The organism is Kitasatospora sp. UYEF31 (genome assembly GCF_057291755.1).
Genome location: NZ_JBXAWK010000029.1, coordinates 20828 through 42669 on the forward strand (window position 1 = coordinate 20828; position 21842 = coordinate 42669).

Annotated in this window: 20 protein-coding genes and 1 tRNA gene; 13 read left to right on the plus strand and 8 right to left on the minus strand. The window is 67.0% G+C overall.

Annotated features, from left to right (window positions below):
- Positions 1-31: 31 nt before the first annotated feature.
- The 3 genes from AC0Z36_RS16285 to AC0Z36_RS16295 all read left to right on the plus strand — a co-directional run bounded on the left by AC0Z36_RS16285 (position 32) and on the right by AC0Z36_RS16295 (position 1723).
- Positions 32-439, plus strand: coding sequence for a pyridoxamine 5'-phosphate oxidase family protein (locus tag AC0Z36_RS16285; RefSeq protein ID WP_485463651.1), 408 nt, complete (start codon positions 32-34; stop codon positions 437-439).
- A 125-nt stretch (positions 440-564) separates the two neighbouring features.
- Positions 565-702, plus strand: a complete 138-nt coding sequence (locus tag AC0Z36_RS16290; protein ID WP_485463606.1) for a hypothetical protein — start codon at positions 565-567, stop codon at positions 700-702.
- 247 nt (positions 703-949) lie between these two features.
- Positions 950-1723 carry an ATP-binding protein gene (locus AC0Z36_RS16295; RefSeq protein WP_485463607.1) on the plus strand — a complete coding sequence of 258 codons (774 nt, stop codon included), beginning with the start codon at positions 950-952 and terminating at the stop codon, positions 1721-1723.
- 17 nt (positions 1724-1740) lie between these two features.
- Here AC0Z36_RS16295 and AC0Z36_RS16300 read toward each other — a convergent pair whose 3' ends face one another.
- From AC0Z36_RS16300 to dnaK, 5 genes are all read right to left on the minus strand, one after another.
- Positions 1741-3597: a TIGR03767 family metallophosphoesterase gene (locus AC0Z36_RS16300; protein WP_485463608.1), complete on the minus strand. Its 1857-nt coding sequence runs from the start codon at positions 3595-3597 to the stop codon at positions 1741-1743.
- Between the two features lie 102 nt (positions 3598-3699).
- Positions 3700-4155, minus strand: coding sequence for a heat shock protein transcriptional repressor HspR (locus AC0Z36_RS16305; RefSeq protein ID WP_485463609.1), 456 nt, complete (start codon positions 4153-4155; stop codon positions 3700-3702).
- A gap of 16 nt (positions 4156-4171) precedes the next feature.
- Entirely contained in the window at positions 4172-5365 is a 1194-nt protein-coding gene (gene dnaJ, locus AC0Z36_RS16310; protein WP_485463610.1) for a molecular chaperone DnaJ, read from the minus strand.
- Between the two features lie 265 nt (positions 5366-5630).
- Positions 5631-6215, minus strand: coding sequence for a nucleotide exchange factor GrpE (grpE, locus tag AC0Z36_RS16315; protein ID WP_485463652.1), 585 nt, complete (start codon positions 6213-6215; stop codon positions 5631-5633).
- A 41-nt stretch (positions 6216-6256) separates the two neighbouring features.
- Positions 6257-8101: a molecular chaperone DnaK gene (gene dnaK, locus AC0Z36_RS16320; protein ID WP_485463611.1), complete on the minus strand. Its 1845-nt coding sequence runs from the start codon at positions 8099-8101 to the stop codon at positions 6257-6259.
- Between the two features lie 330 nt (positions 8102-8431).
- On the opposite strand from dnaK, the gene AC0Z36_RS16325 reads away from it, so the two are divergent.
- The 4 genes from AC0Z36_RS16325 to AC0Z36_RS16340 all read left to right on the plus strand — a co-directional run bounded on the left by AC0Z36_RS16325 (position 8432) and on the right by AC0Z36_RS16340 (position 12565).
- Entirely contained in the window at positions 8432-9493 is a 1062-nt protein-coding gene (locus AC0Z36_RS16325; RefSeq protein ID WP_485463612.1) for a hypothetical protein, read from the plus strand.
- On the plus strand, positions 9490-10497 hold the full coding sequence (locus AC0Z36_RS16330; protein WP_485463613.1) for a hypothetical protein: 1008 nt from the start codon (positions 9490-9492) through the stop codon (positions 10495-10497). The genes AC0Z36_RS16325 and AC0Z36_RS16330 overlap by 4 nt, the downstream gene beginning before the upstream one ends.
- Positions 10498-10604: 107 nt before the next feature.
- Positions 10605-11489: a hypothetical protein gene (locus AC0Z36_RS16335; RefSeq protein WP_485463614.1), complete on the plus strand. Its 885-nt coding sequence runs from the start codon at positions 10605-10607 to the stop codon at positions 11487-11489.
- Between the two features lie 38 nt (positions 11490-11527).
- Positions 11528-12565, plus strand: coding sequence for a hypothetical protein (locus tag AC0Z36_RS16340; protein ID WP_485463615.1), 1038 nt, complete (start codon positions 11528-11530; stop codon positions 12563-12565).
- Positions 12566-12736: 171 nt separating this feature from the next.
- Here the strand turns inward: AC0Z36_RS16340 and AC0Z36_RS16345 are convergent, their stop codons facing one another.
- Positions 12737-13774 (minus strand): hypothetical protein, encoded by a 1038-nt coding sequence (locus AC0Z36_RS16345; RefSeq protein WP_485463616.1) that lies wholly within the window; start codon positions 13772-13774, stop codon positions 12737-12739.
- 591 nt (positions 13775-14365) lie between these two features.
- Between AC0Z36_RS16345 and AC0Z36_RS16350 the strand changes: the two genes are divergently transcribed.
- From AC0Z36_RS16350 to AC0Z36_RS16360, 3 genes are all read left to right on the plus strand, one after another.
- Positions 14366-16660: a (Fe-S)-binding protein gene (locus tag AC0Z36_RS16350; RefSeq protein ID WP_485463617.1), complete on the plus strand. Its 2295-nt coding sequence runs from the start codon at positions 14366-14368 to the stop codon at positions 16658-16660.
- A 127-nt stretch (positions 16661-16787) separates the two neighbouring features.
- A complete protein-coding gene (locus AC0Z36_RS16355) occupies positions 16788-17630 on the plus strand; it encodes a Yip1 family protein (RefSeq protein ID WP_485463618.1) in 843 nt (280 codons plus the stop codon).
- A gap of 247 nt (positions 17631-17877) precedes the next feature.
- Positions 17878-18546 (plus strand): bifunctional DNA primase/polymerase, encoded by a 669-nt coding sequence (locus tag AC0Z36_RS16360; protein ID WP_485463619.1) that lies wholly within the window; start codon positions 17878-17880, stop codon positions 18544-18546.
- Positions 18547-18681: 135 nt separating this feature from the next.
- Here the strand turns inward: AC0Z36_RS16360 and AC0Z36_RS16365 are convergent, their stop codons facing one another.
- Together AC0Z36_RS16365 and dcd are read right to left on the minus strand one after the other, a co-directional pair.
- Positions 18682-19179 carry a phosphoribosyltransferase gene (locus tag AC0Z36_RS16365; RefSeq protein ID WP_485463620.1) on the minus strand — a complete coding sequence of 166 codons (498 nt, stop codon included), beginning with the start codon at positions 19177-19179 and terminating at the stop codon, positions 18682-18684.
- 62 nt (positions 19180-19241) lie between these two features.
- Positions 19242-19817: a dCTP deaminase gene (gene dcd, locus AC0Z36_RS16370; RefSeq protein ID WP_485463621.1), complete on the minus strand. Its 576-nt coding sequence runs from the start codon at positions 19815-19817 to the stop codon at positions 19242-19244.
- A gap of 155 nt (positions 19818-19972) precedes the next feature.
- Here dcd and AC0Z36_RS16375 point away from each other — a divergent pair.
- The 3 genes from AC0Z36_RS16375 to AC0Z36_RS16385 all read left to right on the plus strand — a co-directional run bounded on the left by AC0Z36_RS16375 (position 19973) and on the right by AC0Z36_RS16385 (position 21718).
- Positions 19973-20046 (plus strand) — tRNA-Gly (locus tag AC0Z36_RS16375).
- 81 nt (positions 20047-20127) lie between these two features.
- Entirely contained in the window at positions 20128-20976 is an 849-nt protein-coding gene (locus AC0Z36_RS16380; RefSeq protein ID WP_485463622.1) for a helix-turn-helix domain-containing protein, read from the plus strand.
- 436 nt (positions 20977-21412) lie between these two features.
- Positions 21413-21718 (plus strand): hypothetical protein, encoded by a 306-nt coding sequence (locus AC0Z36_RS16385; protein ID WP_485463623.1) that lies wholly within the window; start codon positions 21413-21415, stop codon positions 21716-21718.
- Positions 21719-21842 lie beyond the last annotated feature (124 nt).

A 21842-nucleotide genomic window follows, 5' to 3' on the forward strand; every position in this document is an offset into this window, starting at 1 on the left:
CGGGTCCCCACTACCGTTCCTGTCCATGACTATCGCTGCGGCACCCCGCGACCCGAAGGCCCCGGAACAGGCGTACATCGACTTCTGGCGCGAGTACCACCTGTGCACGCTCACCACGCTCCGGAAGGACGGCTCTCCGCACGTCGTCCCGGTCGGGGTCACCTACGACACCGGGACGGGCATCGCGCGCGTCATCACCGGGCGCGGCAGCAGCAAGGCGCGCAACGTGGCGCTGTCGCCGGGCGGGAAGGTGGCCGTGTGTCAGGTGGACGGGCGTCGTTGGGCGACGCTGGAGGGGACGGCGGTGATGCGTACGGAGCCGGATCTGGTGGCTGACGCGGTCTCGCGTTACGCGGAGCGGTACGGACGGACACCGGCCCCGAATCCGGAGCGGGTACTGATTGAAATCACGGTGCGGCGGGCGCTGGGGCGCGCCTGAAGGATGTCGCCTTCGCACTGCCGGTCTGATCCGAACGAGCTTGATCCCAGGAATCATTACTCGTAGCATTCACCGATGCACTCTAAGTTGCAGATCGACGGCATCCCCTCCTCGATCTCATCCCCGTGGAGCGGTGCATCAACCGACTACGGAACTGGTGCGGCATCGCCACCCGCTACGACAAGACCCCAGCCAGCTACGAAGCCGGACTCCACCTGTGCGGCGCGATGCTCTGGCTCCGCAGCATCGCGCCGAATTCATGATCCGAATTCCAGACAGGACCTAGCCGAGAAAGCTCCGGCAGAGTTCTGCCGTGCCACCAAGCTCCTTGTTGAGGACAGGGTGACCCGTGCCGGAATTCTGCTTTACGGCACTGCCGAAGCGCTTCGCGACGAGATCTATCACTGGGGCGTTAACTTGCAGACCCGCCCAGTCACAGGCGCTCCTCGACTGCTCATCCGCCGGTACGAAACCGAGAAGCCGCTGGTTTCCCTCATCGATGAGATCACGATGAGGATCACCACACTGGCCAATTCCCAATTCTTTCTCATCGGCGCCTTCCAATCGGAAGTCGTGGACTACCCCGAACGAGCCGTCCGCGAGGTTGTCGCCAACGCTTTCACGCACCGGGACTGGGAGGTTCCCGGTGTCATCGACATCGTTCATTCCGCTCAGAGCCTTGAGATCGCTAGTCCAGGCGGGCTCCTGCCCACACTGCACATCGACCGGCTCCTCCACGATGCCGCTCAGCCCCGCAACCGTCTACTGTCCGAGAACCTGGCCCGCCTACAACTGGCGGAGGCTGCCGGACTCGGCCTCGACCGGGTCTTCAAAGAAGTCGCCTGGATGGGGAAAGAGCCGCCTTTGTTCCAGGACTGCACGAACTTCAAGGTCACCTTCTTCGGTGGCCGCGGTGACGAATCCTTCGCCCGCTACGTCGCCGATCACGACAGGTTTCCTCAGAAGTTCCGTGAAAGTGTGGACGTAGTGACCATCCTCACCGCCCTCCGGAACTCACGGACCGTCACCGCTGCCAGCGTCTCCGAACGACTACAGCGCGACCCTGAAGCAGTGGAACCGTACCTCCGCCGCCACCACCGGATCACCAACGAGGACGTACGCGACTACCTCGACTGCGACACCTCCACCGCCCGCAACCGGCTGACCAGCCTGCGCAAACGCGGAGTCATCGACTTCGAGGAGGACAGTCCCCGCCGGGGCCCCAACGTCGTCTACCGATTCCTCGGTGACACCCCGGCCCCGGCGAAGAAAACCCGTACCTGACCTCAGTCCTCAGCTCTTCAGCTCTTCAGCCAGCCCGGCGTCGGCAGCAGCAGTTCCACGTTCCGGTCCGCCGGCTTGCCGCGGCGGCCGTCCGCGGCCGGGTCGAGCTTCTCGCTCTCCGCGCCCTTGCGCTCATGCCAGTCGTTGCCGGCCAGCTCGCGGGACAGCGCCGCCAGGGCGATCGGGTCGTCGGTCTTCCCGCCGTACGAGGCCGGAGCCACGCTGTCGATGAGCGTGCCGAACACCGACAGCGTGCCGTCCTTGTTGTCGGCGAGCTCAACGATGCGGGCCTGCTGCGGCCAGTCGACGTGCGACGCGGTGTTGACCTCCCAGAACCCGCCGGGCACCGGGCCGCCGGCCGGGCGCGGGTGCGGACGCACGTTGTTGGAGTGGGTGTGCCCGTTGACCCAGGCGATCACGTTGGGGAAGCGCAGCAGCAGGTCGGCCACCTGCTTGCCGAGGACCCGCGGCTTCTTGTCCGGCCCCATGGTGATGTTGTCCATCGACCATGTGGTGTGGTGCGAGAACAGGATGAACAGCCGGTCGTCCTTCTTCTGGTCGACCTTCTTGCCCTGCGCGTCGAGGTAGACCGAGCTCGCGTCCGTCAGCTGCTTCTCCAGCCACCCGAACTGCTCCTGGTCCAGGGAGCCTTCGCTGCCACCGTTGATATTGACGGAGTCCAGGGTCAGGCAGCGCACCTTGCCGTGGTCGACCGCGTAGTACGCCGTACCCGAATCGACGTTGGACTGGCTGAAGCCGTGCCCGGCCGGCATGCCGGTGGTCTTGAAGTGCTCCTGGATGGTCTCCTTGCGACTGACCGCCCTCCTGTCCGGGTCTGCGGTGACCGGCCGCGAAGGACCGCTGAGCAGCGTCTTGACCGCCGTGGGGTCGTTGTTCTGCAGGCCGAGCGCGAGCGGCACGATGTTCTGCCCCGGCGGCAGCGCGATCACCTTGTTCCCGCTGACCGCCGCGGCCTTGATGGTGTCGTCCGCCGGGAAGTTCCCCTGCACCAGACCGTCGTGGTTTCCGTACGCGGCGAACCACGGCATTTTCAACCCGGTCGCCTGGAAGGGCCGCCGGGCCGCGTCGAGCAGGCCGGGCACGTCGGGGTAGCCGTACTTCTCGTGGGCGAAGTCCTTCTTGCCGTTGACCACGGTGCCGTCCGGGTGCCAGTAGCGCTCGTCGTACGCGACGGCGTCGGCCACCCCTTCGTACTTCCCCCGGTCACCCGAGTCCGGGGTGATCCGCCCGCCGTCCAACAGGTCGATGTACCAGCGCAGTTCATTGAACTGGCAGTTGTCGGCGCTGTCCCCGGTGACGATGGTGAACGCCAGCTGCCCGCCGGTGACCGGCCCCTTGCCCACTGCGGCGACCGCCCGCACCATGGCCTCGGCGACCTGGGCGCTGAGGATCTCCTGCGGCCGGTAGGCCCCCTGGAACGGCAGCAGTTTCGCCAGCGGCTCCCCCGGGTCGTCGAGCCGGTCGAGGAACTCCACCCGGGCCGGCGACTGGTGGTCGACGATGTGCAGGTCCGACAGCTGGGCGAAGGCGAGCAGCGGCACGCGGCCCTTGCGGTCACCGGCGCTCGGCGCCAACTCACTGCGGACCACGTGTGGTTCAGGCGGTCCGGCCTTGACCTTCTTATAGCCGCCGGCGCCCGGTGCGTCGAGCAGGAGCGTGCCTTCGGCGGTGGTCTTCGCCGGCATCGCGTTCGACACCGCCCCCGAGGTGGTCGGTGCCGGTTTGGCCGTCGTGGGACCGGCCTTCGCCTTGTCGCCGCTGTCCGAACACCCGGCCATGCCGAGCGCCGCCGCCCCTACTGCGGCGGCCCCCAGTGTCGAGTGCCTCAGTACGTCGCGCCTGTTCGGCTCCATCGCCCCGCCCTCTGTAGAAAACCCACCGGTAACCCCACGTGCGTGGGCCAGAGAGTATGCGAGAGCTGGATCACTGGGAAGCAGCTTCACCCGGGAGGACGCCTACTTCTTGCGCGGCTTCCAGACCACCAGCGCCGTCGGGCGCTCCACCGGGACCAGGTCACGGCGGTACGAGGCGTGGACCTGCGCGGTGGCGTCGCGGACGGCGGTGGCGGCCTGACTCAGGCCCACCTGTACGGAGGACTCCAGTTCTGCCACCCGCATCTGCAACGCGACGACGTGGTTCTCCAGTTCGAGGATCCGCTTGATCCCCGCGAGGTTGATGCCCTCCTCCTGGGAGAGGCGCTGCACCTCGCGCAGTTGGAGGATGTCGCGGGCGCTGTAGCGCCTGCCGCGGCCGGGAGCGCGGCCCGGGGAGACGAGCCCGAGCCGGTCGTACTGCCGCAGGGTCTGCGGGTGCAGCCCGGACAGTTCGGCGGCCACCGAGATCACGTACACCGCGGTCGTCTCATCGACCTCGTAGCCGCCGCGGCCCGTGCCGAAGGGACTTGGTCCCATCCGTCCAGAGTGCATGTCACTCCCCCTTCGCGCGGCCCATCAGATCGGCACGAGGGTCGTCGTCGGCCGTCGCGTCACGGTAGTCCTCCAGGGCCTGCTTCGCCTTGGAGTCGAGGTTCTGCGGTACGGCGACCTCGATGGTGACCAGCAGATCGCCGCGGGTGCCGTCCTTGCGCGCCGCGCCGCGCCCGCGCACCCGGAGGGTTCGGCCGTTGGTCGTGCCGGCCGGGAGCTTCAGGGTCACCGGGGGTCCGCCGAGGGTGGGTGCCTGGACCTCCGCGCCGAGAGCCGCCTCGGGGAAGGTGACCGGCAGCGTCAACGTCAGGTTGTCGCCCTTCCGGCCGAACACCTGGTGCTCCTTGACCTTCACCGTCACGTACAGATCACCGTTCGGGCCGCCACGCTCGCCGGGCGCGCCCTTGCCCTTGAGCCGGATGCGCTGCCCGTCCTTGACCCCGGCGGGGATGCGCACCTGCATGGTCTTGGAACTCTTGGCCCGCCCGCTGCCGTGGCACACGATGCACGGGTTGTCGACCTTCAGGCCGCGCCCCTTGCAGTCCCTGCACGGTTCGGAGAGCCCGAAGCCGCCCTGGTTGCTGGCGGTGTGCCCGGAACCACCACAGGTCGTACAGGTGCGTGGCATGGTGCCGGCCGCCGCGCCGGTGCCGTTGCAGTGCTCGCACGGCTCGGCGGTGGTCATCCGGATCGGCACAGTCGCGCCGTCCACCGCGTCGGTGAAGGCGATGCCGACCTCAGACTCGATGTCCGTGCCGCGCCGCGGGCCCTGCCGGGTCGTCGTCCGCGGGCCCTGGCCCGCGCCGAACAGGCCACCGAACAGGTCGCCGACACCACCGGCGCCGGCGGGCTGCCCGCCCCCGCCGCCGAAGAGGTCACCGAGGTCGAAGTGGAAGCCGCCGGGGCCGCCCGCGCCGCCACCGCCGGTCGGCATGCGGAACCCGCCGTTGCCACCGGCGCCGAACAGGGTGCGCGCCTCGTCGTAGTCCTTGCGGCGCTTGTCGTCCGCGAGGACGTCGTACGCCTCGGAGATCTCCTTGAAGCGCTCCTCCGCCTTGGCGTCGCCCTTGTTCTTGTCCGGGTGGAACTCGATGGCGAGCTTGCGGTAGCGCTTCTTGATGTCCGCGGTGGTGGCGTCCTTGGGGACGCCCAGGACCTTGTAGAAGTCCTTTTCGAGGTAGTCCTTAGTGCTCATGGCGTCCCCCCTCCTTTCGTTCGGGTGGCTTTTTGGTTTTCACATCAAGTCGGTTTTCAAACCAAGTGAGTTTTCAAACCAAGTGAGTTTTCAAACCAAGTGAGTTTTCAAACCAAGTCAGTTTTCACATCAAGTCAGTTTTCACATCAAGTCGGCAGCTCAGGGCAGAAAAGTCTCAGTGCCGACCGCGCCGGTCCCGGCAGCCCGTCAAGGGCCGCCGGGACCGGCGCAGTCGTACGACTCAGTCAGCTGACCTCAGCCGACGTCAGTCGGAGTCGGTCGGGACTGCGTCCGCGCCCGACTCGGCCGGTTCGGCCACGGCGACCCGCGCGGGGCGGATAACCCTGTCGTGGACCGTGTAACCCGGCTGGAGGATCTCCACACACGTGGGCTCGGTGACGTCCTCGGTGTACGAGTGCAGCAGCGCCTCGTGCACCATCGGGTCGAAGGGCTCGCCCTTCTTGCCGAACGTCTGCAGGCCCATCTTGGCGACGATCGTCTCGAGTGACTCGCCGACCGACTTGAACCCGCCCGTGAGCTCGCTGTGGTCGCGGGCCCGGCCGATGTCGTCCAGGACGGGAAGCAGCTCGTTGAGGACCTTCACCGTGGCCATTTCAGCGGCCACGCTGCGGTCCCGCTCGACGCGCTTGCGGTAGTTCTGGAACTCCGCCTGGAGACGCTGCAGGTCACCCGTACGCTCGGTCACCTGCTCCTTGAGCTGCTCGATCTCCTCCGCGGCGGCGTCCACGGAAGAGCTCTCGACCGGATTCTCGGTCGGCTCAGTCTCCTGCTCGGCGGAGGCCTGGCGCACCTCGCCCGTCTCCGGGTCGATCCGCCGTTTGTCGCGGATCACCGGCTCGATGTCCTCGGGGGAGTCGTGCTTCCCCTCGGTCACACCGCACCGTCCTTCTTGTCCTCGTCCACGATCTCGGCGTCGACGACGTCGTCGTCCTTGTCGGACGGCGCGTCACCGGCGGCACCGGCCGCGGCGTCACCCGGCTGCGCGTTGGCGTACATCGCCGAACCCAGCTTCTGACTGGTGGTCGCGACCTTCTCGGACGCCGCCTTGATCTTCTCGACGTCCTCGCCCTTGAGGGCTTCCTTCAGCTCCACGATCTCAGTCTCGACCTCGGTCTTGACGTCGCCGGGGACCTTGTCGCCGTTGTCGGCCAGGAACTTCTCGGTCGTGTAGACGAGTTGCTCGGCCTGGTTGCGGATCTCGGCCTGCTCGCGGCGGGCCTTGTCCTCCTCGGCGTGCGCCTCGGCTTCGCGCATCATGCGCTCGATGTCGTCCTTGCCCAGGCTGGAGCCGCCGGTGATCGTCATCGACTGCACGGTGCCGGTGCCCAGGTCCTTGGCGGACACGTGGACGATGCCGTTGGCGTCGATGTCGAAGGTGACCTCGACCTGCGGGACGCCACGCGGGGCCGGCGGGAGGCCGGTCAGCTCGAACATGCCGAGCTTCTTGTTGTACGCGGCGATCTCGCGCTCACCCTGGAACACCTGGATCTGCACCGACGGCTGGTTGTCGTCCGCCGTGGTGAAGATCTCCGAGCGCTTCGTCGGGATCGTGGTGTTGCGCTCGATCAGCTTGGTCATGATGCCGCCCTTGGTTTCGATACCAAGCGACAGCGGGGTGACGTCGAGCAGCAGGACGTCCTTGACCTCACCCTTGAGCACACCGGCCTGCAGCGCGGCGCCGATGGCCACGACCTCGTCCGGGTTGACGCCCTTGTTGGGCTCACGGCCGCCGGTCAGCTCGCGGACGAGCTGGCTCACGGCCGGCATCCGGGTGGAGCCGCCGACGAGGACCACGTGGTGGATGTCGGCGAGGGGGATCCCGGCGTCCTTGATGACGCTGTGGAACGGCACCTTGACGCGGTCGAGCAGGTCCTGGGTGAGCTGCTGGAACTGCGAGCGGGTGAGCTTCTCGTCCAGGTGCAGCGGGCCGTCGGCCGACGCCGTGATGTACGGGAGGTTGATCGAGGTCTCGGCGGACGAGGACAGCTCGATCTTCGCCTTCTCCGCAGACTCACGGAGCCGCTGCAGCGCCATCTTGTCCTTGGACAGGTCCACGCCGTGGGCGTTCTGGAACTGCCGGACGAGGTGGTCGACGACCTTCTGGTCCCAGTCGTCGCCGCCGAGGTGGTTGTCACCGTTGGTGGACTTGACCTCGACCACGCCGTCGCCGATCTCCAGGAGCGACACGTCGAACGTGCCGCCACCGAGGTCGAAGACGAGGATCGTCTGCTCGTCGCCCTTGTCCAGGCCGTACGCGAGCGCGGCCGCGGTGGGCTCGTTGACGATGCGCAGGACGTTGAGGCCCGCGATCTCACCGGCCTCCTTGGTGGCCTGGCGCTCGGCGTCGTTGAAGTACGCCGGGACGGTGATGACCGCGTCCGCGACCGGCTCGCCCAGGTAGGCCTCGGCGTCGCGCTTCAGCTTCTGCAGGATGCGGGCGCTGATCTCCTGCGGGGTGTACTTCTTGTCGTCGATCTGGATCGCCCAGTCAGTGCCCATGTGGCGCTTGACGGAGCGGATGGTGCGGTCAACGTTGGTGACCGCCTGACGCTTGGCGACCTCGCCGACGAGGACTTCACCGTTCTTGGCGAAGGCGACCACAGACGGCGTGGTCCGGGACCCCTCCGCGTTAGTGATGACGGTTGCTTCGCCGCCCTCGAGAACGCTGACGACAGAGTTCGTCGTACCGAGGTCGATACCGACCGCACGTGCCATGGTTCGGTTCCTCCTGAAGAAGTTGAGTGGTGCCTGCTCAAGCATGCACGTCTGGTCCAACACCGTCAACAAGCTTGAGTATTCCCGACTCAACTTTGCTGATTCAGCGCAGGTCAGAGAGTACGGAGAACCAGCAGTCGGGACGTTCCGCACAGCGGCCGGCGACCATCCACATGCCCGCATGGCGTAACAGTCGGGTGAATGTCGACACAAGACGGGCCGTGCGAGCGGCAGTGCGTGCACCCACATGGCAGCATGTCGTCCCACTGCCATGCCCAGGGCTTCCTGCCAGGCTGCCCTGCCCAGCGCAACCACGAGGGGGTCCCGCCAGTGAGCGATGGCCAGAACAGTCCGCCTACGCCGCCGATGCCACCCGGACCGCCGTCCGGTTCAGCCGGCTACCCGCCGCCGCCCCAGGACGCGCCGCAGGGTGGAAGCCTCTACCCGCCGCCACCGCCGCAGGGGCCGCCGTCGGGTGCCTACCCGTTCCCCGAGCAGAGCCATTACGGGCACTACCAGCAGTACAGCGCGAACAACCCGCAGGCGCCCGGCCCTTACGGCGCTCCGCCTCAGCAGCCGCACAACAGGAAGACGATGTTCACCTGGATCGCGGTGGTGGCCGCCGCCGTCGTCGCGTCGGTGCTGGTGGCCCTGCTCGGCTTCGACGACCCGGTGGACGACGCCGCGAAGGGGCCGGCCAGCACGGGGCCCGCCATCCCGCCGCCCCCGGCACCCCTGGACGCCACGGACGCCCCCGGCCAGCGGCCCGGCGACAAGCCGACCCAGAAGACCGACGGGCCGCAGAAGCAGACCCTCACGAACGACCTGAAGATCCCCGCGACACCGCCGGCGGCCACCGGCGAGAAGTTCACCGGGAGGATCACGGCGGACAAGGCGACCTGGCCTGAGGCGTGCAAGCTCCTCACCGACGAGGAGATCATCGCCAACATCCCCGACGCCAAGATCCGCAATCGCAAGAGCTTCCTGGGCCGGATCACGAACATCATGACCAAGCACCAGAACAACAACGAGTGCGACATCGAAATCGATGTGCCGAACCAGGCCAGCTACGACTACCCGATCAAGCTGAACATCACCTCGCTGGGCTACAAGCCCACCGACGCGGCCAAGACGAGCTTGGCGCGCGACAAGCAGAACAGCGCCAAGGCCTCAGCGAACTACCCGGACCAGTACGACGACCTCGGCACCAAGCTGGGCACCGACGACGCGTTCCGCGACAACAGGACGATTCAGATCGTGAAGAACGGCTTGAACGTCTGGGTGACCTTCAGCGCACAGCTGGTGGACAGCAACGGCGAGAGCCTGAAGAGCAGCACCGCCACCAAGCAGTGGGGGCCCACGCTCGTCATGATCATCGGCCAGAAACTGTGAGCTGGCAGCAACAGCCGCCGCCGCCGGACGGATACGGGCAGCAGCCGGGCCAGTACGGCCAGCAGCCCGGTCCGCCGCCGGGCCAGTACGGCCAGCAGCCCGGTCCGCCGCCGGGCCAGTACGGCCAGCAGCAGCCTTACAACAGCCAGCCCGGGTACGGCCAGCAGCTGCCGTACGGCACCCCGCAGTACGGCGGGCCGCAGCCGACGCGCCACGGGAACAACGGCTTCATCATCGGCCTGGTCCTCGTTGTGGTCGCCGTCCTCGGCTTCGGCGGCTACATGTTCTTCACCAAGGACGACGACAAGGCGACAAAGACGCGACCGGCTGCCGGGGCAGACCCGGGCAAAATCCCCAACTTCTCGATCCCGCCCAAATCGTCGGCCTCCGGCGGTGGCGGCGGGCAGCAGAGCAAAGCCCCCGCCGCTCCGCAGCCGCTGGTCATCCCGCAGGGCGCACCCGCCGACGCCGGCGCCAAGTACACCGCCACCAACGACGGCACCACCTGGCCGAAGATGTGCGATGCGCTCACAGACCAGCAGATCCTCGCGCTCATCCCCGGCGGGAAGATCAAGGAGCGTAAGCCGCATGACGGATACGTCAACAAGTACAAGTACGGCATCGTCACCGGCAACGAGTGCCGGATCACCCTGGACATGCCGGACCCGAATGACGCCAAGTACCCCACCTTCGCCTCGATCACCCTCGCACTCGAGGCTGTCGACGAATCACCCACGGCCGCCAAGGGCTACTACACGGACACCAAGCGGATTCGCCAACGCAACCCGATCGCCGGCGAGTTCGAGGACCTCGGCACCCAGATCCCCGGTGTCGACGACGCCTTCCGCGACGGCCAGTACCTGTACTTCGTCAAGGGCAACTACCGGATGCAGACGTACTTCTCCTCCGGCCTCGAAGGCACCATCGGCGACCGGCAGCCCCAGGGCAACTTCGCCAAGAAGATCGGCCCGACAATCGTGAGCCAACTCGCGGCACGGATGTAGAGGGTTACCCGTACCATCGCTGCGTCAGCGACCGGGCCCACCGGCCTCATGGCCGCTGACGCCGCATCAGCAGGAACTTCTCCACACGCTAACCAGGGGCAGGATCGATGAGCGGAAACCAGGGTGGCTACCCGTACGGCGGACAGCAGCCCCACCAGCAGCCGCCGCAGTACGGACAGGGCTACGGACAGCCGCAGTACGGGCACCAGCCCCCGCCGATGTACCACCCCGGCCACTCCGCTCCGCCGCCGGAGCCCCCGCGCCGCAGCAAGCTCAAGCCGATCCTCGGCTGGGTCGGCGTCGTGGTCGGCGGTGTCCTGTCCACCATCCTCGCCGCGAAGATCGTGGACGTGGTCAAGGGTGATGACGACAAGAAGGGCGACCAGTCGGCCGCCCAGACGCACGACGGGGGCATCCCGCAGGCCGCGGGCTACACCTACCCGACCGGCGACGCGCCGTACGTGAAGGGCCCGAAGTTCAACGCCACCGGCGAGATGAACACCTGGCCGGACATGTGCAAGGACGCCATCTACGACGAAGAACTGGCCAACGCGATCCCGGACGCCCGGATCCTGCAGCGTGAGGGCACGAAGGGCAAGAACTACCGGAACACCTCATGCGCGATCCAACTGGTCCTGCCCGACCTGGAACGCGCGCAGAACCCCGCCAAACTCACCGTCTCCATCGAGGCCATCGGCGACCCGGCGCAGGTCAAGCAGGCGTTCTTGAACGACAAGGGCAAGAACCAGAAGGACTTGGCGAACATCAACAACGGCTTCGAGGACCTTGACAACAAGCTGTACGTCGACTCCGCCTACCGCACCTCGTCGCTCGGCGGAAAGCTGTACCTGCTCAAGGGCGGCTACTACCTGTCGGTGACCATGAACGCCGACATCAAGGACTCCACCGGCCAGGCCGCCCGCGACGACACCTGGCTGAAGCGGTCCGGCCCCGCCATCGTGTGGCTGCTCAGTTACAAGATGAGCAGCTGACCGGGCAACCACCAATCCACACGGGGAGCGACACCACGATGAGCGGTCAGTACAACGGTCCGGGCAATGACAACTCCGGTCCGGGCAATGACAACTCCGGTCCGTACGGAAGCGGTTCCTACGGGAACGGCGCGCAGGGAGGCGGTCCGCAGGGAAGCGGTTCCGCCTATCCGCCGCCGCCCGGGCACTATCCGCCGCCCCCGCAGGGGCCGCCGCAGTACCAGCAGCCGTACGGCCCGCCCGGCTACGGCCCACCGCCGGGCATGTACCCGCCGCAGCAGCCCCCGCCGCGCGGCCGGAACCTGAAGAAGATCGGCGGCTGGGCCGCCGTTGTGCTCGTCGGCGCGGCCACCACCGCGTTCGCCACGATCCTCGTGAACAAGAACGACGACAAGAAGCCGGCCGCGAGCGTCTCGGCCTCGCAGGGCCCGGGTGCCGGCGCACCCACACAGAAGACGGTGCCCACCTTCGCCCCGGGCAAGGTGCCGAGCGTCAAGCCGACCGTCTCCGCGCAGTCCGCACCACAGACGCCGGACGCGCCGCCCGCCCCCATGAGCGGCGGCAAGTTCGACGCCAAGCCGACGGACATGAAGACCTGGCCGGACGCCTGTGCCTTCCTGACCTTGGACGACGTGAAGCAGATGATCCCGGGCACCTCCGGAATGCAGGTGTACGGAACCGCTGAGGCCGCGGGCTACTACAAGGACCGCGGCCCGGCGCTGCGCAGCACCACCTGCGACATCACGGTGGAGACCAGCCGGAAGGCCTACTCGCCGGTGAAGATCTCCGTCCACATCCGCGACGTCGACACGCCGGAGCAGCTCAAGAAGTGGATCGAGGGCCCGATGTCCTCGGCGAAGCGGGTGGCCCCCGACTTCAAGGACCTCGGCACGGCACTGGGTGCCGACGAGGCCTACTTCGCCACCAACCGGGTCGGCTTCCGCAAGGGCGTCTACTACCTCGACGTCGACGTACGGGGGAGCATCTTCGTGGAAGGTCAGAACATCGAGACAGTGAAGGGCTGGCAGCCCGAGGCTCTCTCCAAGGCGATCACGCTGATCACCGATAAGATCTGACACCTTGACAGATCCGGCGCGTACCACCTGCGACGCACGGTGACCTGCACCCCCAGCTGGTGCCGCTTGTGTCCAAGCCGTGAAAAACACCTCGGAGAACCGTCGGCCCGGTGCGTCCTGAGGCTTCGCAGCTCAGGGTGCACCGGGCCGAAAAGCCGGTCAGCGTACGGGTTACCCCTTCCAGAGCCCCGAGACGATCACGTCGACCAGCCGGAAGTTGACGTCCTGGACGACCTTGGCCAGCGCTTCGGCCTGGTTGCTGAGTGAAGCGCCGTTGTTGCCGGTGATCTCCGTCAGTATCACGTAGTGCCCGGTGGCCACGACCAGCGAGACGTGCGTCGCGTCGTCCTTGACCGTGACACCGCCCGCCGGAGGCTTCAGGAACTGGATCATCGGCTGCTTGGCGTCCAGCTTGCTGAGCGCTTCCTTGAGCTTGTTCGCATCCGCCTTGGTGGGGACGGACACCAGCGACGCGGTGACCACGTACTTCTTCGCTTCGTCCGTATAGACGCCGCGCAGGACGCCGATGCACTGGTTGAGCAGCAGCAGGTCCTTAGCCGGTCCGACGGCGACCTTGGAGCAGTCGGCCTTCGCCGTGTCGTCGGAGGCGAGGAACTGATACTTGGCGCCCTTGATGTTCAGGGTGCCTTTGTCCTTGTAGAACTCGTCCAGCGTGAACTTCAGCGGGTCGCCCACCGCGGTGTCGGTGACACTCTCGGACGCGTTCGGGTCCTTGGTGGAGAACGCCTTGGGGTCGTCGCCGGCCGCGCCCGACCCGGTCGGCTTCGGCACCGTCGACCCCGGGGCCTGTGGACTGGCGGCACCCGGAAGCGACGGTGCGACCTGCGAGGACTTGGCCGCGGGCTTCGTGTCGTCCTTGTCCTTCTTGTCGTAGAGGAAGAACGCCCCGCCGCCGATCACCGCGAGCGCGATGACGGCAGCCAGCGGCGCGACCCACTTCGGGCGACGCGGCTGCTGCGGGGGTTGCCCGTACGCGGGGAACTGCTGCGGCGGATAAGGCTGCTGCTGGGGCTGCCCGTAAGCCGGCTGCCCATGGCCCTGCGGGGGGCCGTAGCCCTGGGGAGGTCCGTAGCCCTGGGGGGCTCCGTGGCCTTGCGGGGGCCCGTAACCCTGAGGCGGTTGGTTTCCGTACGGCCCGCCTCCGGACGGCGGGTTCGGCGGCTGCTGGGGTGGAGGCGGGTAACTCATGCGGCTGAGGTTATAGCGCCGGTCCGCCGGTGAACCTCCGCACCCGCATGATCCGCAACGCTCTTGTGACCGTCGGCGTCCCACCTGTTCCGTTTCCGCACAGTTTGACGGTCAACACCCCAGGCCGGACGTGCTCCTCGGCTCCCGGACTCGACCGCCCGGCGACTACTTTGCGAGAAGGTCGCCGCCGCGATCGAACGCGGCTGGACCTCGTGGCGCGGACGCGCCGTGGAACCGGTCATCCGCGAAGCCCTGGGCAGACTCACGCCGACGGTGCCCTTCCCCGATGTCACCACCAACGCCGCCCTATTCGCAGAATGCTGCGGTTTGACGGCGGGCCAAGCCCGGACATTTGATCTGACTGACCGTCAGATAGGGTACAGGCACCTCTCGACGGGGAACACGCGAGCGGATACCCAGGACCGGCAAGCGCCGACAGGTCGGGCACAACCCGGCCATTGGACGCGACCCTCATGACACAGATCATCCGTTCAGCGGGTAAGTTACCAGCGGGTATCACACCCGCACGGCCATACGCTGTCGGCCGAACCGCGCCCCGGAAGGGACGACCCACCGGAGGAGTAGCACCCGATGCAGCTAACCGCCATTGTGATCTCGCTGGTCGTCAGCGTGGTCGGCGTCGCGCTGTTCGCGCGCGCCATCGGCTTCATCCTGTCGTACGTCAAACTCGGCCAGCCCGTCCTCGGCCGGAACGGCCCGGTGGGCCTACGGCTGAAGAACATGCTGATGGAGGTCGGCCTCCACACCCGGATGCTCCAGTGGGGCTTCGTCGGCTTCGTCCACTGGTTCGTGATGGTCGGCTTCGGCGGCCTGGTGCTGACCCTCGTCAACGCCTTCGGCCAGCTCTTCGACCCCGAGTGGGCACTGCCGGTCATCGGCCACTGGGCGGTCTGGAACGCGTTCGTCGAGTTCCTGGGCCTGACCACGCTCCTGGGCATCGTCGCGCTGATCGTCATCCGCCAGCTCAACCACCCGCGCCGGGCCGGCCGCAAGTCCAGGTTCGCCGGGTCGACCTTCTGGCAGGCGTACTTCGTCGAGTTCATCGTCTTCGCGGTCGGCGCCTGCATCATGACGCTGCGCGCGCTTGAGGGCGCACTCGCGAACGTGAACTCGTACGAGGCCTCCTACTGGGTGAGCTACCCGCTCGCGCGTGCGTTCGACAACCTGTCGACCGGCACGCTGGAGAACCTGGTCTACCTGGTCGCGATGCTGAAGATCTTGTTCTCCTTCGGCTGGATGATCACGATCGCGCTCAACCCCTCGATGGGTGTGGCCTGGCACCGGTTCACCGCGTTCTTCAACATCTACTTCAAGCGCAACGCGGACGGCTCGGTCGCCCTCGGCGCGCTCCAGCCGATGTCGTCCGGCGGCAAGCTCATCGACTTCGAGGACCCGGCCGACGACGCGGTCTTCGGCGTCAGCAAGGTCGAGGAGTTCTCCTGGAAGGGCCTGCTCGACTTCGCGACCTGCACCGAGTGCGGTCGCTGCCAGTCGCAGTGCCCCGCGTGGAACACCGGCAAGCCGCTGTCCCCGAAGCTGCTGATCATGTCGCTCCGCGACCACGCCTTCGCCAAGGCCCCGTACCTCCTCGCCGGCGGCGGCAAGGACGAGGACGGCAACGAGAAGGCCACCCCCGAGCAGCTGGCCAAGGTGCCCGCCTCCGCGATCGCCGAGGCCGAGCGCCCGCTCATCGGCACCGCCGAGGAGAACGGCGTCATCGACCCGGACGTGCTGTGGTCCTGCACGACCTGCGGCGCGTGCGTCGAGCAGTGCCCGGTGGACATCGAGCACGTCGACCACATCGTCGACATGCGCCGTTACCAGGTGCTGATCGAGTCGGCGTTCCCGTCCGAGGCCGCGTCGATGCTCAAGGGCCTGGAGAACAAGGGCAACCCGTGGGGCATGGCCACCAAGGCCCGCCTCGACTGGGTCAAGGAACTGAAGAAGTCCACCGGCATCGTGGTGCCGGTCATGGGTGAGGACATCGACCCGACCGAGGTCGAGTACCTCTTCTGGGTCGGCTGCGCCGGTGCCCTGGCCGACGGCCCGAAGAAGACCACCAAGGCCTTCGCGGAGCTGCTGCACATCGCCGGGGTCAAGTACGCGATCCTCGGCAAGGACGAGTCCTGCTCCGGTGACTCCGCCCGCCGCCTCGGCAACGAGGCGCTGTTCCAGATGCTCGGCCAGCAGAACGTCGAGACGCTGAAGCTGGCGCTCGAAGGCGACCCGGACGACGAAGAGGCGCTGGCAGCCATGCTGGCCGGTCCGAAGAAGCGGATCGTCACCACCTGCCCGCACTGCTTCAACACCATCTCCAACGAGTACCCGCAGCTCGGCGGCAAGTTCGAGGTCGTGCACCACACCCAGTTGCTGCAGCACCTGATCGACGAGGGCAAGCTCCTGCCGGTCACCCCGGTCGACGGTCTGATCACCTACCACGACCCGTGCTACCTGGGCCGGCACAACAAGATCTACACGCCGCCGCGCGAGATCCTGTCCGCCGTCCCGGGGGCCCGACAGGAGGAGATGCACCGCCACAAGGAGCGTGGCTTCTGCTGCGGCGCCGGCGGTGCGCGCATGTGGGTGGAGGAGCGGATCGGCAAGCGGATCAACAACGAGCGCATGGACGAGGCGCTCTCGTTGAACCCGGACTACGTGTCCACCGCTTGCCCGTTCTGCCTGGTGATGTTCACCGACTCGATCAACGCCAAGAAGCAGGACGGCCAGGCCCGCGAATCGGTGCAGGTCGTCGACGTGGCGCAGCTGCTGCTGCAGTCGGTCAAGGTCCCCGAGCCGGTCGGCGCCCCCGCCGGGGCCGGGGAACCGGTCGCGGCGAAGGCTGAAGAGCCCGCCGAGCCGAAATAGCATTCCCGTACGGGAGAACCCGTAGCAACCGAACGCCGGTGGGTCCGTCTCAGGACCCATCGGCGGTCGTGTTTTCGGACCCTGCGGGGGAGAGCGGGAGGAGGCTTAGGACGAGTACCTTCTAAATGTGACCGGTAACGCTCAAAATCCTTACAACGGCCAGCAGCCCTACGGGCAGGACCCGCGTGGCGGTGGCGGCTACCCGCCGCAGCAGCCGCCGTACGGACAAGGGCAGCCGCCGCCTCCGCCGCCGCCCGGTGCCTTCCCGGGTGGTCCGCTTTCGCTGCCCGACGAGACCAGCATCTACGTGTACGGCCAGGTTCCCGAGGGTTTCTCCCCGGTGACGCCCCCCGCGGACCCGTCAGCGGGTCGGCAGGACCGCCCCGGCAGCTACCCGGACCAGCCGCACCAGGTGCCCACGTACAGCCGGAAACTGCGCTGGCAGGACCTGCTCACGTCGCTGACGACCCGGCCGCTCAGCACCATGGACCGGATCCGGGACCACACCTACTGGTGGCCCGCCCTGATCCTGTCGATGCTCGGTGGTGTGCTGGCGCTGTTCGCCAACGACACCACCCGGCACGAGATCCTCAACGCCACCCTCGGCTCCAGCGTGCCGGCGATCGGCATCACGGTGGTGCTGGTCCCGGCGTTCTGCGCGCTGCTCGGCTGGGTGTCGCACATGCTCGCTTTGCAGTTCGGCGGCGACGGTCCGGCCCAGCCGTACATCACCCTGGCCATGGTGCTGATCTGGATCGTGGAGGTGCCGCGTCTCATCGCCGCACTGTTCGTGCCGGACGACAACGCCATCGTCGTCGGCGTCGGCCTGGCCTCGTTCGCACTCACCGGCTGGCTGCTGACCGCACTGATGGAGCGGACACACGACCTGCCGTGGCCGAAGGCGCTCGGCTGCGTGTCCGTCCAGCTGCTCGCCCTGCTCCTGGTGCTCAAGCTGCCGCTGGGCGCCTAGGGCCTGTTCTGGGTTTCCCGCCGGAATTCCGGCCGGGTCGGTAAAAAGCACGGAAGCGGACCACGACTGGACCAGCCGGTCCACAAGCGATCCGTTAGCGCCGGGATACGGATCTTCCGAACCGCAACCGCACCGGGCTGTACTCGTATCCAGGACACCTACCCCTGCACACGGTCAATCGGAATCCCCGGGCCGGCCGCTCCACGGTCGGCCGGGACACCGGACCCGCGCTTGAAGGAAACCGGACATGCTTGTGCGGCAGCACACCCGCGCGGCCCTCCAGGCCGCCGCCCTCTTCTACACCACCGACCGGGGCTGGCCCGTGCTCCCCGGGGCATATCCGGACGCCTGCGGTAACTGCTCGTGCGGGAGCGACCGGTGCCCCACCCCCGGCTGCCACCCCCTGGACCAGCCGGGCCTCTACCAGCCGACCAGGTCCCCGGAGGTCGTCCGGGCCTGGTGGAGCAGCCAGCCTTACAACGTACTCCTGGCCACCGGCCTCGAATTCGACGTCATCGACGCCCCGGTCGCCGCCGGCTACGCGGCCTTGCAGGAACTGGAGATGATCGGCGCCCACCTCGGGCCCGTCGTCCATCTGCCGTCCGGGCGGCTGCTGTTCCTCGTGCAGCCCGGGGCCAGGACCGTCTACTGGTACACCCTCGACCACAACGACACCGCGCATCTGGACGTCCACCACCACGGCGAAGGCCACTTCGTGTCGGCTCCGCCGTCCGGCACCGCCCCCAGTTCACACACGCGATGGGCTGTGCCGCCGCATCCCGTCGACCGCCGACTGCCGGAAGCGGTGGACCTGCTCGGGGCCCTCGTGCGGGCGCTGCAACCGCCCTCGGGGAGCAAACCGCCGCACACCCGTCCTGGGGTCGGCAGTGAACCTCCCGCAGATCCCCATCCCTGACACCGGAATGAGGTGAGCCGTCGGACCCCTGCCCGTACAGCCGAAAGCGCCTGTCACCGTGGACCATCCCCACGCGGTGACGGGCGCTTCGCCCTGCCTGCTGCTTGTTGCGGTGCCTACTGCGGCGCTTCCGGCTCAGACGTCCAGCACCTGGTTCTCCCGGGTGATCAGAACCGGCTTGTCCGACCACGGGAAGTTGATCCACTGGTCGGTGTGCTTCCAGACGTACTCGCACTTGACCGACGACTGCGGCTTCTCGTAGATGACCGCGCTGCGGACCTCGGCCACGTGGTCGGCGCAGAAGTCGTGGATCAGCTTCAACGTCTTGCCCGTGTCGGCGACGTCGTCGGCGATGAGGACCTTCTTGTTGGTGAAGTCCACCGCGTGCGGGACCGGCGGGAGCATGACCGGCATCTCCAGCGTGGTCCCGACGCCGGTGTAGAACTCGACGTTTACCAAGTGCAGGTTCTTCACGTCGAGCGCGTAGGCCAACGTCCCCGCCGCGAACACACCGCCACGGGCGATCGACAAGATGATGTCCGGGTCGTAGCCGTCGTCCGCGACCATCTGGGCCAGCTCACGGGTAGCCGTGCCGAATAGCTCCCAGGACAGGGTCTCGCGCTCGTCGCTCATTGTTTTGTGTTGCTTTCTTGTCTGTTGTGGAGGTGGACCGGCGCAGGCCGGGGACCGCGAGGTCAGATCTTGGAGCGGTGGAAATTCTGGAACGAACGCGAAGCAGTCGGGCCGCGCTGGCCCTGGTAGCGCGAGCCGTACAGCGCGGAGCCGTACGGGTTCTCAGCAGCGGAGCTGAGCCGGAACAGGCACAGCTGCCCGATCTTCATGCCCGGCCACAGCTTGATCGGCAGCGTCGCCACGTTCGACAGCTCAAGCGTCACGTGCCCGGAGAAACCCGGGTCGATGAAGCCGGCCGTGGAGTGGGTCAGCAGCCCGAGCCGGCCCAGGCTGGACTTGCCCTCAAGGCGCGAGGCCATGTCCTCGGGCAGAGTGACGACCTCGTAGGTGGAAGCGAGGGCGAACTCACCGGGGTGCAGGATGAACGGCTCGTCCTGCGCCGGCTCGACCAGCCGGGTGAGGTCCGGCTGCTCTTCTGCGGGGTCGATGAAGGGGTATCGATGGTTCTCGAAGACCCGGAAGTAGCGGTCCAGCCGTACATCGATGCTCGACGGCTGCACCATGGCCGGGTCGTATGGGTCGATTTGCACCCTGCCGGCGTCGATCTCCGCGCGGATGTCTCTGTCCGAAAGCAACACATAGTGAGGGTAGTCGCAGTGGTGGGCAAGGACCCAAACGAGGGCTGCCAAAGCCCTCGATCACACCCTCGGGACTCGCGGCGAAAGGTGGCTGCACTCGCGCCGGGGCATCAGGTAGGGTGAGAGAAGCAGAGCACCCCGACGGGGTGGTTGTCGCGGGCGTAGTTTAATGGTAGAACGTGAGCTTCCCAAGCTTATAACGCGAGTTCGATTCTCGTCGCCCGCTCCAAGCTGAACCCCAGGTCAGGCCGCTACCCGGCCTGACCTTCCTTCTTTTGCGGAGTACCGGCCGGTCTGATACTCAACTCTCGTGGCTATAGCAGCATCGTCAAGCGTTCAGCAGGCCCGGCAGGTACTCGCCGACCGTTTGGAAGAGATCCGGCGGGATGCCGGGATGACAGGGCGTGAGCTGGCACGCGTCTGCGGCTGGCACGAATCCAAGTCGTCACGCATTGCGAATGCCAAGACCCCACCGTCAGCCGACGACATCCGGGCATGGTGTCGCGCTTGCAATGCGGAGGATCAGACGGCTGACCTGGTCGAGTCGTTGCGTGCTGTCGAGGGAACGTTTATCGAGTGGCAGCGGATGGAGCGGGCCGGACTACGAAAGGCCCAGGAAGTACGGCTACCGCTGTACGAGCGGACGCACCGGTTTCGCTCGTACTCGTCCTGGCTGATCCCAGGGATGATCCAGACCCGGGCCTACACAACGGCAGCGCTGAAAGCAATCCAGCAGCGTCGGGGACTCGTTGACGACGTCGAGGACGCGGTAACCGCCCGGCAGGAACGGCAACGTCTGCTGTACCGGGGCGACCGTAGGTTTGCGTTCCTGGTTGAGGAGTCGGTGTTGCGCTGCGGAATTGGGAGCCGTGACGTCATGGCCGGACAGCTCTCCCACCTGGTCGCCGTCAGCGCGTTGCCTGCTCTCAGCCTGGGCGTTGTGCCAATGCGCCCGGACCGTGCGCGCTGGCCGGTCGAGGGTTTTTGGATCTACGACCAGGCGCAGGTCAACGTCGAGCTTGTATCCGGCTACCTCACCATCAAGCAGCCTCGCGAAGTGGCGATGTATGCACAGACGTTCACCGAGTTGGCAGAGCTGGCGGTATACGGCGGTGCGGCGCGATCGCTCATCACGTCGGCTACCGACGCACTCAGGTGAATCATGCGCAAGCCCATGCAAGTTTATGGAGGCCGAGCTTCCATCGTCCCTAGCGTGGATGTCATGACGACACGACACCGAGCACCTGTCGGCACTGACCCGCCGCCTTCTGTTGGCTCGTTCATGGTCGATAGGGACTCGGAGCGGGTCGGGGAAGTCATGGACACCGAGGGGTTCAAGGTCTGGCTACGGCCTCCCGGCGGTGGACAGGAATGGGAGTGCCTGACCGAAGATCTACGCCCCGCAAACGACGCCGAGCGACTGTCCGCGCGGGTGTCCGTAGTGAACGCGCGGAGCCTGCGGAGCCTGCGGAGCCAGCGGAGCCAGCGGAGCCAGCGGAGCCAGCGGAGCCAGCGGAGCCAGCGGAGCCTGCGGAGCCAGCGGAGCCAGGCCCATGGCTAGAGCAGGGGAAAGCCATGCTGTCGGGGGCGAAACCGTGAACGAAGACAAGATCGAGGTCTTTGGCGCGTGCGGAACGCTCCACCTCCTGATCCCCCTGGAGCTCAACAGCCCCTGCGCCTGCGGACGCTGTCGCCTGATTGAGCTTTCCGAGGCGGACGCAAGGGACTTGATCCTCGCTGTCCTCGATCACATGAGCCCGGATCACCCGGAATGGATCATCCTCGAAGCCGCTAGCCAGCTGATGGACCATCAAGGGGAACGTCGACTGTCGACCCTGGCCGCCGAGGCCAGAGATGGCAAGTCATGGGAACTGGCCGGGGGTTCACGGCCGCCTGTCTGACCTTCCGAGAGGCGACCTCCGCCGTTCCCCTGAAGGGGACTTGCCGTTGATCCCGTGCGGAGTCTCCATACCGGATCGAGTATCTCCAGTGCCTCGTCCAACCCCGAAGTTCCTCGGCGAAGCC